We start from the raw sequence: 12,517 nt of genomic DNA on the forward strand, positions 1-12,517 counted from the left end.
TTCCGCCTTGGCGAGGAACCCGGTAGCTTGCCCGGCATGACTAACGCGCACGAAGTGGTCGCGGCCTACTGGGCCGCGGCAGAGGCAAGGGACTGGAACGCGTTCGGCGCGCTGCTCGCCGACGACGTGATCTACCGCGGCCCCCAGGCCAGGGAGCAGGTCCGCGGCCGGGAGGCCTACCTCCGGTTCAACGTGGAGGGCTTCGCCTACGACTGGCACCTCACGGTGCGGCAGATCGTCGGCGAAGGCCGGCACGCAGCCAGCTGGGTCGAGTTCACCGGGCGGGAGGGCACACAGCCCGGCCTGTGCTTCTTCGAGCTCGCCGCCGACGGCGCCATCGCGGCGATCACCGACTTCTGGCCCGAGCCGTACGAGCTTCCGGCAAGCCGCGCTCACCTGGTCGAACGTTACTGACCCTGCGGCGCTCCCGGCGATCCGTTCGCTTACCGCCTATTCCGCGGAAAGCGCCCGGGCCATGTCGCTGGCGAGCCCGGGGTTGTGGTACGGGCCAGGTGCGCGCAGGGCGGCCATGACCTGGGCTTGCGTGACCGGATCCTTGTCCTGGCTCATCTTGATCTTGCAGACGAATCGCGTGATCGGCAGGCGGATGCCGACCGTGCCGCGGGCGACCGGCCGGCCCCAGTCGGTGTCGAGCAGCATCGGCTTGTCGACATGTCGCTCGAAGTGCGCGACAAGCCGGGCGAGCACGGCAAGGTTCTCCTCCTCGCCGAGGAGCTGCGGCACGCCGTAACAGTGCGCCACGCTGAAATTCCAGGTCGGCGCGCGGATCGCGCCCGGCGCGTACCAGCTCGGCGAGATATAGCCATGGCGTCCCTGGACGATCAGCATGACCTCGCTGTCCCCGAACCCGTGGATCTTATCGTCGGGGCGGCCGACGTGGGTCAGCACGGTCAGCCCCGCGGCCTCCTCATCAAGCAGCACCGGGTAGTGCGAGGCGACCAGCTGGCCGTCGTTGCCGCTCACCAAGATCCCCCACGGGTAGTCCCTGATGAGCTGGCGGACCACCTCCGGGTCCTCGCTTGCGTGCTTGGGGTTGGGGCGCATAGCCGCGATTCTGTCAGGCACGCCGGCCCGCCCGCCATTGCCGGCGCCCGCGCCCAGTCCCGCCCGCGCCCAGTCCCGCCCGCGCCCGCGCGCCGCTTTTTTGGCGCTGTGGGCCCCGCCACCAATAGGCTTGGCGTTGGGGGCCCCACCGCCAGCTCCGTCCGCCGTTGCTTGACCCTCCTCGCGGTGGCACGAGCGGTAAATCAGTCGACCTTCAGCCTGGCCGCGCCTACGGTGGCAGTTGGCTGGCCGACCTGGCGGTAAGGGCCAGAGGCCGGTCGTCCCGCGAGGGTTCGAGAAGCGTCAGGAAGTAGACCCGGCTTGGCCGCCAGCCCTAGTCCGCTGGCGGCAGATCCGGACGCGGGTCGCTCGGCACCAGGGCCTGGCAGGGCGCGCCTGGCGTAGGAGCGGCGGGACAGCGGGAGGGCCGGCGTGACGCACCGGAAAGACAAGGCCGAAGAGCAGGCCATTGCGCTGCTGCAGCGCGTGGTGGCCATGTCAGAAGCTGACCGGGACGCTCTGCCCGGCTCGGCGGTCAAGCACGTGAAGCTCGCTATCGCGATCATGCGCAAGCGGCGTCGGCAGGAAGCCCCAGAGGCCTAGGTACTGGCAGCGGTGCGTCCGGGGCATTGCCGTCACCCGCGTCGTTTGGGAGGGGACCGGCTAATCTGATGGCGGTGACGGTTGAGCTGGCCCTGCTGTCGCAGGTTAGTTATGGCAGCCTGGAGATCACCGGCCCCCGGCTGCAAAACCTGCTTGCGCTCCTGGCCGAGGATCCGCACGCGGGGTGCAGCACTTCCCGGCTGGTGGACGCGCTGTGGCCGGACGAGCGACCCGAGCACCCGTTGAAGGCGCTCCAGGTCGTTGTGTCACGGGCCCGGGCCCGCCTCGGCGCCGGTGTCATCGTGAGCACGCCGGGTGGATACCGCCTCTCGTTGGGTGACGACCAGATCGATGCCTCCGCGATACTGGTCAGCGCGGACGAGAGTGAGAAGCGGTCCCGGGCCGGGGATCACCTCGGGGCGCTCGGACATGCCGAGGCCGGGCTCGCGCTGTGCGACGGCGCCGCGGACTGGGAGGCCGGGGACGGCCAGCCGCTGTCGGTCCTGCGTGCGGCCCGGGTTCCTGCCTACCGGTCGCTGCTGCGGGCCCGCGCGCTGGCGCTGTCACGTCTGGGGCGGCGGGCCGAGGCGGCAGCACCGCTGCGCGAGCTGACCTTGCGGTCCCCGCGGGACGAGGAAGTCCTGGCCGAACTGCTGCGGTGCGAGGCGGCGACGGCGGGGCCCGCGGCCGCGCTCGCCAGATACGCCGATTACCGGCGGCGGCTGCGCGACGAGCTCGGCAGCGACCCGGGTGCCGCGCTGCAGGGTGTGCACCAGGAGCTGCTGCAGGCCGGCGTGCCCGTGATCCGCCGCGGTGTCCGGCACGAGCCCAACCCGCTGCTCGGCCGGGACCACGACATCGCCGCCGTGGCCGGCCTGCTGCGCGGGTCCCGGGTCACGTCGATCGTTGGTACCGGCGGCCTGGGCAAGACCCGGCTGGCGCACGCGGTCAGCAGCCAGGCAGAGCAGCGCGTCGTGCACGTCGTCGAGCTCGCTGGCGTCGCCGCCGATGGCGATGTCACGGCCGAGGTGGCGTCCGCCCTTGGCGTCGGCGAGGAAGGCGGCAGCCCGGTCAGCCGCGCCGGCGCACCGCCGCAGCGACCCGCCGGGATCGTGGCCGCCCTGGGTCCGGGTCCTGCGCTGCTGGTGCTGGACAACTGCGAGCACGTGGTGCAGGGCGCCGCGGACCTGGTGCGGGTCCTGGTGGCGCTGAGCAAGGACCTGCGCGTGCTTACCACAAGCCGCGCTCCGCTTGGTCTGTCGTCGGAATCGGTGTACCTGCTGCCCGAGCTGGACCTGGCCACCACGGCCGAGCTTTTCGAGCAGCGGGCACGGGCGGCCCGGCCCGACGCTGACCTGCCCGCGTCGGCCGTGCGGGAGCTGTGCGGCCGCCTGGACGGGCTGCCGCTCGCCGCGGAACTGGCCGCCGCACGGGTCCGGGTCATGTCGGTGGCCGAGATTGCCAGCCGCCTCGACGACAGGTTCGCCGTGCTGCGCGGGGGCGCGAGCGACGCGCCGCAACGACACCGGACGCTGCACGCCGTCATCGACTGGAGCTGGAACCTCCTCGACCCGGCCGGGCAGGCAGCTATGCGCGCCCTGTCGGTGTTCCCCGGCGGCTTCACCGCCGGCGCCGCCAGGCACCTGCTCGGCGACAGCATCCTGCCGGTCCTTGAGCCGCTCGCCGGTCAGTCGCTGCTCAAGGTCGTCGACACCGCCTCGGGCACCCGCTACCGCATGCTGGAAACCGTCCGGGAGTTCGCCGCGGCGCGCCGGGAGGACGCGGGCGAGACCGATCGCGTCACCGGCCGGTTCCTGGACTGGGCCCGCGGCTTCGGCGTCGCGCACCACGGCTCGGTGCTCGCCCGCGACGACCTCGCTGCTTTTGAGCTGGTCAGGAGTGAGCAGGACAACCTGGTCCAGGCCTTGCGGCACGGGCTCGACCGCAGGGACGCGGGAACGGTCGCTGCGGTGTCGGCGGTGCTGGGCGCGCTGTGGGTGGCCGAGTCGAGCTTCGGCCGCCTGACTGCCCTGGCCGGGGACACGGCCCGGATTCTGCCGCCGTTCCGGCCCGAACCCGCCCTCGTCGAGGCAACCCGGACCAGCCTGGTCCTGGGCGCGATGAGCGGGTTGCTGCTGCGGGGGCCAAGCCCGGCGCGGTTCCTGGTGGGCCTGCGGCGGCTGCCGCCCGCTCCGCCGGACACCTTCGCGCGGGCCGCGCAGGCCGTGCTGAACGCGCTGCATGGGCCGCCCGAGGCGGACCTCGCAGCCATGCAGGCGCTGGCCGATAGCGACCAGCCGCTGATCGCGGGCATGGCCAGCTACGTGGCCAGCTACATGTGGGAGGAGGCGGGCGACCTGGACGGCGCGCTTGCGGCGGCGCGGCGGTCGCTCGCCGCCGTCGAGCGCCGTGGCAGTGCGTGGCTCCGGACCGCCGCGCATGCCCGGATCGGCGAACTGTGCCTCCAAGCTGACGAGGCCGGTTCGTGCGACGAGGCGCTGCATCACCTGACCGCGGCGCTGTCGGTGCTCGAGGCGTTCGGGGCGTGGTCCACCGCGGACCGGGTGCGCGAGGCAATCGTGGCAGCCAACCTGCAGCTGGGCGCCTACGACGAGGCGGAACGCGAGCTGAAGCTGACAACGCCGCACGGCGCGGACGAGCCCTGGGATATGCCGATGTTCGACACCGTGATGCGCGCCGAGATAGCGCTCGGCCGCGGCGACGTCGATACCGGCCTGCACCTGTGGCGCACTGCCGCGGCGGCATTGCGGGACACGCAGCGCCCCGGACCCGGCGGGCACCTGTCCCGCCAGGATCCCTGGGCACTGCAGATTCAGGCCACCACCGTGGTCGTCCACGCGTACCACGGCCGGCTCGCCCTGGTCGCGGAGATCACCGGGGCGCTGCCCGCCGCGCTGTCAGCGCTGACCACGGACCCGGGGCCGCCGTCTGGAACGCTGGCCGCCTCCGATGGCCTCGCCGTCTGCGGCTCACTGCTGCTGGCCCTGGCAATGACCGACATCGACCAGGGCCAGCGCGCGGCGGACGCCGGCTTGGCGAAGTCGGGAGCCAGGATGATCGCGCTGGCCGAGCGCTTCGGCCTCAAGAACGGGCTCCAGCCGGCCATGTCCGCCGCGCGCGCCCGGCAGGCTGCACAAGACGCCGACGGGCCGGCCTACGCCGGCGCCGTGTCGTCGTACGCGGGCCTGGACCCGCAACGCCTGCGCGCCGCCGCCCGCGCCGCGCTTGCGGCGCGGGCGGCGGTCGGCGGTTGAGTTCCCCCCGGAACAGGACCCGCGCCCGGCACATCGCTATGCGATCTTGCGGTGGTAGGTGACGATGGCGAGCGCGTACGCGACGACGAGGATGCCGAGGCACCAGGCGAGGCCGGTCCAGATGCTGGTGCCGGCCGGCTGCTGAGCGAGCAGGTCGCGGACCGTGTTGACGATGGAGGTCACGGGCTGGTTGTCGGCGAAGGCGCGTACCGGCCCGGGCATGGTGCTTGTGGGCACGAATGCCGAGCTGATGAACGGCAGGAAGATGAGCGGGTAGGAGAACGCGCCCGCGCCGTCCACGGACTTAGCGGACAGGCCGGGGATGACGGCGATCCACGTCAGCGCCAGGGTGAACAGGAACAGGATGCCGGCGACCGCGAGCCACGCCAGCGCTCCCGCCCCCGAGCGGAAGCCCATGGCGACAGCGACGAGCACGACGACCACGAGCGAGATCAGGTTGGCGGCCAGCGAGGTCAGCACGTGCGACCACAGCGCGGACGACCGGGCGATCGGCATGGATTGGAACCGCTGGAAGATGCCGCCCTGCATGTCCGTGAAGAGCCGGAGCGCGGTGTAGGAGATGCCTGAGGCGATCGTGATAAGCAGGATCCCGGGCAGCAGGTAGGTCACATACGCTTGCGGCCCGTGTTTGATGGCGCCGCCGAACACGTAGACGAACAGCAGCAGCAAGGCGATCGGCATGACGGCGGTCGTGATGATCGTGTCCGGGCTGCGCGCGATGTGGCGCATGGACCGTCCAAGCAGGACGGCGGTGTCGCCGAAGAAATGCGTGTTCATCGTTGTTCCCTAGCCTCCTGTGCGGCCGACGCCGGCCCCGCTGTCGCTGCCGCCGTTACGGCCGTCGCCGGTGATGGCGAGGAAGATGTCCTCAAGCGTCGGCTGTTTCTCGACGTACTCGACCTTGGCAGGAGGGAAGAGCTGCTTCAGTTCGGTGAGAGTGCCGTTGGCGATGATCCGACCCTGGTGCAGGATCGCGATCCGGTCGGCAAGGTGTTCGGCCTCGTCCAGGTACTGCGTGGTGAGCAGCACCGTCGCACCGCGCCCGGCGAGTTCCCTGACGGCCTGCCACACCTCAAGGCGCGCCTGGGGATCGAGCCCGGTCGTCGGCTCGTCCAGGAACACCACCGGCGGGTTCCCGGTGAGGCTCATCGCGACGTCCAGGCGGCGGCGCATGCCCCCGGAATACGTCGACACCCGTCGCTGCGCAGCGTCGGTGAGCTGGAAGCGGGCCAGCAGGCCATCCGCGATCTGGCCGGCGCCCTTCAGGTGCCGCAGCCGCGCCGCGAGCACCAGGTTCTCCCGCCCGGTGAGGATCTCGTCCACCGCCGTGAACTGCCCGGTGAGGCTGATGGACTCCCGCACCTGCGCACCCTGCGTGGCGACGTCGAAGCCGTTGACAGTGGCCGTCCCCGCGTCGGGCTTGAGCAGCGTCGACAGGATATTCACGACCGTGGTTTTGCCCGCGCCGTTGGAGCCGAGCAGGGCGAAGATACTGCCCCGCGCCACGTCGAAGTCGACGCCGCGCAGCGCGCGCAGCTTTTTGTATGACTTCTCCAGGCCCTGTACGTGGATCGCCTGGGCCGGTTGTGCTGTCATCGGTTGTGCCGCCATCAGGATGCCCTTCACTTCCGGTGCGGCCTGGCGGCCACGACCACGTCGAAGGTGCACGCACCGGGATTCACCCCGGTTTCACGGCGGTTTCACTCGCTGGCGCGGGTGCTCGGCCAGCCCAGTTACCCGCCTTCGCCTAAGCGGGCTGGCGCTGTCGCGTCACCCGCGGGGCTGAGTGGTGCGCTGGAGGACGGCCGCGATGTCGTCGACAGTGTCGAGTTGCCCGGCGGCGACGCTCATCACCAGGTAGTAGGCCTCGTCGTTGGTCATGGTTAGCCGGCGGCCGTTGAGGCCGTAGAAGGCGATGACGGCGGCCAGGGCGAGCCGCTTGTTGCCGTCGATGAGCGCGTGGTTGCGGGCGATGGAATGCAGCAGGGCGGCGGCCTTGGCGTCCAGGTCCGGGTAGGCGTCCTTGCCGAACGCGGTCGCCCGGGGGCGGGCCAGCGCCGCTTCCAGCAGCCCGTAGTCGCGCACGGCGTAGCCAGGCCCGAGAGTCCGCTCCGCGACGTGCAGCAGTTCGGGCAGCGTCAGGTAGATCACTGGCCGAGCCGCTCCAGCGCCTCGGCGTAACGCGGCAGTTCCTCGTCGAGGACCTGGTCCAGCAGCTCGGCGCGGCTGTGGTTTTCCACGTACTCGCGGATCGCCTGCCGGGCCACTTCCTGCATGGACCGGTGCTCAAACTCGGCGCGCCGCCGCAGCGCCTCGGTCTCATCGTCGGCAAGCCGCAAGGTCATCGCCATGCACGCCATGGTATCATTGATGATACCGGATTGTGGTTCTCTCGATCCGCGACGGGCGATGCAGCACAGTACGTGATATGCCAGCGAAGGCGATCTGCTTGCTGATACGCGCGAACCGGCCGTCTGGCGTGGCTAACGGCACCGCGGCACCAGGTCAGCCGAAAGGCTTATAACTGGTCGATCTGGCCCGGTTCTGAAACGTGGGTGGTGCGCCTGCGAGGAAGGCAGGTACGACGAGGCGGCAGTCGAGCAGCACGTTGATAACCGCTGGCTGGGGCGCTCGGTCCACCATAGATTGGACCCATGGTGTCGGCGAGTCATCTATTGCAGTTTGCCGGCCTTGCGGCGCTACTCATTGCAATTCCCGGGCCGAGCGTGCTGTTCACCATCGGCCGCGCACTGACGGTCGGCCGCAGGTCTGCGCTGTTCTCGGTCGCCGGGAACGAGCTGGGTCTATGTGTGCAAATCGCGGCGGTCGCGTTCGGCGTTGGCGCGCTCATAGAGCGGTCGGCGGAAATATTCATGATCGTCAAATATGCAGGCGCCGCCTACCTGGCCTTCCTCGGGGTCCAGGCGATCCGGCACAGGCAGTCGATGGCCGAGGCGCTGGCGGCACGGATCGTACCCGTGTCGCCACTGCGGGCGATGCGCGACGGTTTTATCGTGGGAGCGACCAACCCGAAGACCATCGTGTTCTTCGTGATCGCCCTGCCGGAGTTCACCGACCGCGCCGCCGGGCACCTGTCGGGGCAGGCGCAGATGCTGATCGTCGGCGCCCTGTTCCCGGTCATCGCGCTCGTCCTCGACAGCGTGTGGGCGGCAGCGGCGGGCACCGTCCGGCAGTGGTTCGCCCGGTCACCGCGGCGCCTGGCGCTGATCGGCGGCGCTGGCGGCTTGGTGATGATCGGGCTCGGCGTCAGCATCGCGGCAACCGGCCGCAAGGACTTATCCGGCGCCCGCTGACGAACCGGGTGGCAATCGAGGCGTTCGCAGCCGGCTGAGGGTGCGGGCGGATCGGCCGGCGCGGCGCGGACTTCAGGCGGGCACCGGCACCCGGCCTACCGCGGTCTCGTACAGGCTGCCGAGGTATAGCCACCCGTCGTGCTGACGGACGCCGACGATCTCGCGGTAGCGACCGGAAGGGCCGTGGAGGGACTTGATGATCACTCCGTCCGCGCCCAGCTGAGCCACGAGGCCGTAGCGTTTCGCGGCGGGCTGCAGTCGTTCGGGCAGCCGCGACGCGACGCGTCGTGGAGCCGGGTGTGGCATCAGCCGGTCGACGAGGGGCAGTCGCGGTGAGGGGAAGGCGACCCAGTAGGTGCCGTCGCCGACGGAGGACATGTTGTCGGGTATGCCGGGCAGGTTGGCAGCGAACGGCTCGGGGTGGCCAGCTCCGGGCCCGGTGAGCGGGATGCGCAGGATGTCATATCCCCCGGTCTGCGCGACCAGCAGGAACGACTCGTCCGGCGCGAGCGCCACTCCGTTGGGGAAGTACAGGCCGTCGGCGAGGAGGTCGAGGCCGGGGCCGGGCGGGCGGTAGCGGAAGACCCGGCCGTTGGGCCGGTGCTCGAGCAGGTCCTGCTTGTAGTGCTCGATGCGGAACCGTGCCGAACTGTCGGAGAAGTACACGCTGCCATCGGCCGCCACGGCGGCGTTGTTGGCGAACTTCAGCCGCCTGCCGCCGTAGGCGTCCGCCAGCACAACGACGTGACCGGACTGCTGCACCCGCAACAGCCCCCGGTAGGCGTCGCAGACGATGAGCGTGCCGTCGCGCGGGTCGGCCTCCAGGCCCAGCGGCCGGCCGTGGGTGTCGGCGAAGAGCCGGGGCGCGCCTGAGCCGGGGAACCCGGCCGGCCACTGCCAGATCCGGCCGTCCTCGACGCCGGCATACAGCCGGCCGGCGGAGTCGAACACGACGTCTTCTGGTTTGGACCCGCCGGGCACCTCCCACCGCTCCACCTGGTCGAGCAGCTGGTTGGGCGCGAGCACCCCTGCGAAGGCCGGCGCGGTCGGCGGGGTCCACGGCACCGGGTCGGCGCGGGGGTCGGCCTGCTCGCCGGCCCGTAGCACGATGCTCCACCGTGCTCGTGCCATCGCTCCCGGCCGCCGCCACGGCTCGGGATCGCCCACGGTGTTGCGCAGCCTGCCGAGCGGGCCAGCGGACAACTCGACCACTTCACCAGGGGAAAGCCACCGGCCGACCTCGACCCCGCTGCACCCGGGGATGGTTCCGAGCCCGATCACCGTGCCAGCCGTCAGCCGCTCGCCGACGCTGGCGTAGGCCATGACCTCTGCCACCGAGTGCCGCATCCCGCGGGTGCTTCCGGCGCCCCAGACCTCGCCGTTGACCCGGACCTCGACGTCCAGGTCGTCCAGGACGGGCAGCAGCTCCGACGGCGTGACGACGACCGAGCCGAGCGCGGTCCCGAAGTCCTTGGACTTCGCCGGCCCCATCAGGCCCTCGACCATCTCGCGGAACTGCACGTCGCGGGCGCTGAAGTCGTTCACGAGCACGAAACCGCCGACCGCGTCCAGGGCGTCCTGCGGTGTCAGGTCGGTGCTGTCGCGTGCGACGACTATCCCGATTTCCAGTTCGTAGTCCAGCACCTGGGCATACGCGGGCCAGCGCACCGTGTCGCCATCGCCGATGAACCCCGCCGGGTTCCCCTTGTAGTACACCGGCTGCTCGTACCACAGCGGGCGAGGGCGCAGCCGCGGGAACGGCCGCCGCGTCAGCCGCTCAAAGCCGTCGCTCACCACCCCCGCAGCCGATCCGTGCAACCGCAGCACGCCGCGGCTGGCCGCGATCAGGTGCTCCTCCCACAGCGAGCAGTCACGGAACGCCGGTGCCCGGACCGGCAGGCTGAGCAGCGGTGCTGGCTCGACCGATGGCGCCGCCTGGACCAGCTCCTCCGCGAGCTCGCGGACGTTCTGGTCCGCGCTCAGGAACGCCAGCAGGTCCGTCACCGCGGGCCCCAGCCGCTCCGAACCCGGGACCGTCAGCAGCGGCACCCAGCCTTCCGCACGCCCGACCGCCACGCTCGGCCCGGCCGCCGTCTCGACCATCCCCAGCCGCATCGCTACCTCCCAGGCCGTGCGTACCACCATCGTTCCGCAGCCACGCACCGGTCGCCAGCCAACCCGCCCGACCGGCGAAGCGACTCGCGAAGCGACGGGCGCGGGCGCCAGAAACGCCTCGAATGTCGGGGGGCTTCGCTATGGTCCGTGCCATGCGGTTCCTGCACACTTCTGACTGGCATCTCGGACGGTCGCTACACCGGGCCGACCTGCGGGATGCGCAGGCCCAGTTCCTCGACCACCTGGTAGAGACGGCTCGCGCCGAGCGCGTGGACGCCGTGCTCGTCGCGGGAGACGTCTATGACCGCGCGGTGCCGCCGGTGGACGCGGTGGCGCTGTTCGACGAGGCCCTCGTCCGGCTGCGCGAGACCGCGGCACGGGTGATCCTGATCAGCGGCAACCACGACTCGGCGCGGCGGCTCGGAGTCAACAGCGGACTGATCGACGCGGCCGGCGTGCACCTGCGCACCAGGCCAGGCAGGCTAGCCGAGCCGGTTCTGGTGCACGACGACCACGGCCCGGTCGCCGTGTACGGGGTGCCGTACCTGGAACCGGCGGTCGGCCTGCCGGACGCCACACCCGCACCCACACCCGCTCGCACACCCGCTCCCGCGCCCGCTCCGGACCCGGGCACCGGGTTGTCCCGGCAGCGCAGCCACGAGGCCGTGCTCAGGGAGGCGGCGGCCAGGATCCGCGCGGACGCGGCGGAGCGCCGCGTCGGCCGCACGGTGGTGATGGCCCACGCCTGGGTGGCCGGGGGAAGAAACGACGAGGAGCGAAAGGAAGCCGCGCAGCGGCACAGGAGCGACTCCGAACGCGACATCTCCGTCGGCGGCATCGGCTACGTCCCCGCGAGCGTCTTCGACGGCTTCAGCTACGTGGCTCTCGGCCACCTGCACGGCCAGCAGACGCTCGCCGAGAACATCCGCTACAGCGGCTCCCCGCTGCCCTACTCGTTCTCGGAGCAGGACCACAAGAAGGGCAGCTGGCTGGTCGAGGTCGGCATCGACGGCAAGACCCGCGCCGAACGGGTCCCGGCGCCCGCCTACCGAACGCTGACCGTGCTGACCGGCCGCATTGACGACCTGCTCACCTCCGGCGAGTTCACCGCGCACGAAGGGGACTTCATAGCCGTGACGCTCACCGACGCGGCCCGTCCGGAGGGGGCGATGGACCGGCTGAGGCGACGGTTCCCGCACATCCTGACGCTGGAATTCAAACCGGAGGGCCGCACCGCCGATGCCGGCAGCTACCGCGAACGGGTCAAGGGGCGGGACGACCTCACGGTCGCGGCCGAGTTCGTCAGCCACGTGCGCACCCCGGTCACCACGGCCGAGCGGCACCTGCTCGCCGCCGCGTTCGAGGCCGTCCGCGAAGGAGCCTGCTGATGCGCCCGCACCGGCTCCGCGTGACGGCATTCGGCGCGTTCGCCGAGACCGAGCAGGTCGACTTCGACGACCTGGAGGGACTGTTCCTGCTGCACGGCGAGACCGGCGCCGGCAAGACCACGCTGCTCGACGCGATCGCGTTCGCGCTGTACGGCAGCGTGCCGGGGGAGCGGGGAACCGCCAAGCGGCTGCGCTCCGACCACGCGGCGGCCGGCCTGCCGACCGAAGTGCAGCTTGAGGCCACGATCGGCGACCGGAGGCTGCTCATTACCCGCAAGCCGGAGCAGGAGCGCCAGAAGAGGTCGGGCACAGGCACGGTCAGGGAGCCCGCCTGTGTGCGGCTGGAGGAGCGCTCTGCCGTCGGCACGTGGGAGCTCAAGTCGGCGCGAGTCGGCGAGGCAGACGCGGAGATCGGGCTGCTGATGGGGATGTCCGCCGAACAGTTCTTCCAGGTCGTGCTGCTGCCCCAAGGCCAGTTCGCCCAGTTCCTGCACGCCAGGGCGCAGGACAAGGAGGTGCTGCTGCAGAAGCTGTTCGGCACCGACCGCTTCGGCCGGGTCGAGGAGTGGCTGGCCGAACGCCGCCGCGCGACCGCCGCCGAGGTGGCAACGGCCAGCGAGGCCGTCGACCGGCTGGTGGCCCAGGTCGCCCAGGCCGCCGGCGTCCCGGTGCCCGACGCCGCCCCCGCGCCGGAAACCGCCGCTCCCGCGCCGGAAACCGCCGCTCCCGCCCCGGA

Annotated in this window: 12 protein-coding genes; 6 read left to right on the plus strand and 6 right to left on the minus strand. The window is 71.3% G+C overall.

Annotated elements, in window-relative coordinates; genetic code table 11:
• The first annotated feature begins 36 nt into the window (after positions 1–36).
• Positions 37–414 (plus strand): nuclear transport factor 2 family protein, encoded by a 378-nt coding sequence (locus Q1N79_RS29170; protein ID WP_300614319.1) that lies wholly within the window; start codon positions 37–39, stop codon positions 412–414.
• Between the two features lie 36 nt (positions 415–450).
• Here the strand turns inward: Q1N79_RS29170 and Q1N79_RS29175 are convergent, their stop codons facing one another.
• Positions 451–1,065, minus strand: coding sequence for an FMN-binding negative transcriptional regulator (locus Q1N79_RS29175; protein WP_300614320.1), 615 nt, complete (start codon positions 1,063–1,065; stop codon positions 451–453).
• Positions 1,066–1,497: 432 nt separating this feature from the next.
• On the opposite strand from Q1N79_RS29175, the gene Q1N79_RS29180 reads away from it, so the two are divergent.
• Both Q1N79_RS29180 and Q1N79_RS29185 read left to right on the plus strand, forming a co-directional pair.
• Complete coding sequence (locus tag Q1N79_RS29180) at positions 1,498–1,668, plus strand: hypothetical protein (protein WP_300614321.1); 171 nt, start codon at positions 1,498–1,500, stop codon at positions 1,666–1,668.
• 74 nt (positions 1,669–1,742) lie between these two features.
• The gene (locus Q1N79_RS29185) at positions 1,743–4,943 is read left to right on the plus strand and encodes a BTAD domain-containing putative transcriptional regulator (RefSeq protein WP_300614322.1); all 3,201 of its coding nucleotides are present in this window, start codon (positions 1,743–1,745) and stop codon (positions 4,941–4,943) included.
• 36 nt (positions 4,944–4,979) lie between these two features.
• Here the strand turns inward: Q1N79_RS29185 and Q1N79_RS29190 are convergent, their stop codons facing one another.
• The 4 genes from Q1N79_RS29190 to Q1N79_RS29205 all read right to left on the minus strand — a co-directional run bounded on the left by Q1N79_RS29190 (position 4,980) and on the right by Q1N79_RS29205 (position 7,315).
• Positions 4,980–5,741, minus strand: a complete 762-nt coding sequence (locus Q1N79_RS29190) for an ABC transporter permease (RefSeq protein WP_300614323.1) — start codon at positions 5,739–5,741, stop codon at positions 4,980–4,982.
• Positions 5,742–5,750: 9 nt separating this feature from the next.
• Positions 5,751–6,560: an ABC transporter ATP-binding protein gene (locus Q1N79_RS29195; RefSeq protein ID WP_300614324.1), complete on the minus strand. Its 810-nt coding sequence runs from the start codon at positions 6,558–6,560 to the stop codon at positions 5,751–5,753.
• Between the two features lie 174 nt (positions 6,561–6,734).
• Entirely contained in the window at positions 6,735–7,115 is a 381-nt protein-coding gene (locus Q1N79_RS29200) for a type II toxin-antitoxin system death-on-curing family toxin (protein WP_300614325.1), read from the minus strand.
• Positions 7,112–7,315, minus strand: coding sequence for a DUF6290 family protein (locus Q1N79_RS29205; RefSeq protein ID WP_300614326.1), 204 nt, complete (start codon positions 7,313–7,315; stop codon positions 7,112–7,114). Before Q1N79_RS29205 ends, Q1N79_RS29200 begins: the two co-directional genes overlap by 4 nt.
• Positions 7,316–7,618: 303 nt before the next feature.
• On the opposite strand from Q1N79_RS29205, the gene Q1N79_RS29210 reads away from it, so the two are divergent.
• Positions 7,619–8,278 carry a LysE family translocator gene (locus Q1N79_RS29210; RefSeq protein WP_300614327.1) on the plus strand — a complete coding sequence of 220 codons (660 nt, stop codon included), beginning with the start codon at positions 7,619–7,621 and terminating at the stop codon, positions 8,276–8,278.
• Positions 8,279–8,350: 72 nt separating this feature from the next.
• Here Q1N79_RS29210 and Q1N79_RS29215 read toward each other — a convergent pair whose 3' ends face one another.
• On the minus strand, positions 8,351–10,423 hold the full coding sequence (locus Q1N79_RS29215; protein ID WP_300614328.1) for a fumarylacetoacetate hydrolase family protein: 2,073 nt from the start codon (positions 10,421–10,423) through the stop codon (positions 8,351–8,353).
• 122 nt (positions 10,424–10,545) lie between these two features.
• Here Q1N79_RS29215 and Q1N79_RS29220 point away from each other — a divergent pair, with 122 nt between their 5' ends.
• Entirely contained in the window at positions 10,546–11,781 is a 1,236-nt protein-coding gene (locus Q1N79_RS29220) for an exonuclease SbcCD subunit D (RefSeq protein WP_300614329.1), read from the plus strand.
• A partial coding sequence (locus Q1N79_RS29225) for an SMC family ATPase (protein WP_300614330.1) occupies positions 11,781–12,517 on the plus strand: 737 nt, incomplete at its 3' end. The genes Q1N79_RS29220 and Q1N79_RS29225, both read left to right, overlap by 1 nt.

The organism is Trebonia sp. (assembly GCF_030042015.1).
GTDB lineage: Bacteria > Actinomycetota > Actinomycetes > Streptosporangiales > Streptosporangiaceae > Trebonia.

Coding starts and splice junctions, on each gene's coding strand:
- Q1N79_RS29170 (WP_300614319.1), top strand. CDS start 37: ATGACTAACGCGCACGAAGTGGTCGCGGCCTACTGGGCCGCGGCAGAG.
- Q1N79_RS29175 (WP_300614320.1), bottom strand. CDS start 1,065: ATGCGCCCCAACCCCAAGCACGCAAGCGAGGACCCGGAGGTGGTCCGC.
- Q1N79_RS29190 (WP_300614323.1), bottom strand. CDS start 5,741: ATGAACACGCATTTCTTCGGCGACACCGCCGTCCTGCTTGGACGGTCC.
- Q1N79_RS29195 (WP_300614324.1), bottom strand. CDS start 6,560: ATGACAGCACAACCGGCCCAGGCGATCCACGTACAGGGCCTGGAGAAG.
- Q1N79_RS29205 (WP_300614326.1), bottom strand. CDS start 7,315: ATGGCGATGACCTTGCGGCTTGCCGACGATGAGACCGAGGCGCTGCGG.
- Q1N79_RS29210 (WP_300614327.1), top strand. CDS start 7,619: ATGGTGTCGGCGAGTCATCTATTGCAGTTTGCCGGCCTTGCGGCGCTA.
- Q1N79_RS29215 (WP_300614328.1), bottom strand. CDS start 10,423: ATGGTGGTACGCACGGCCTGGGAGGTAGCGATGCGGCTGGGGATGGTC.
- Q1N79_RS29220 (WP_300614329.1), top strand. CDS start 10,546: ATGCGGTTCCTGCACACTTCTGACTGGCATCTCGGACGGTCGCTACAC.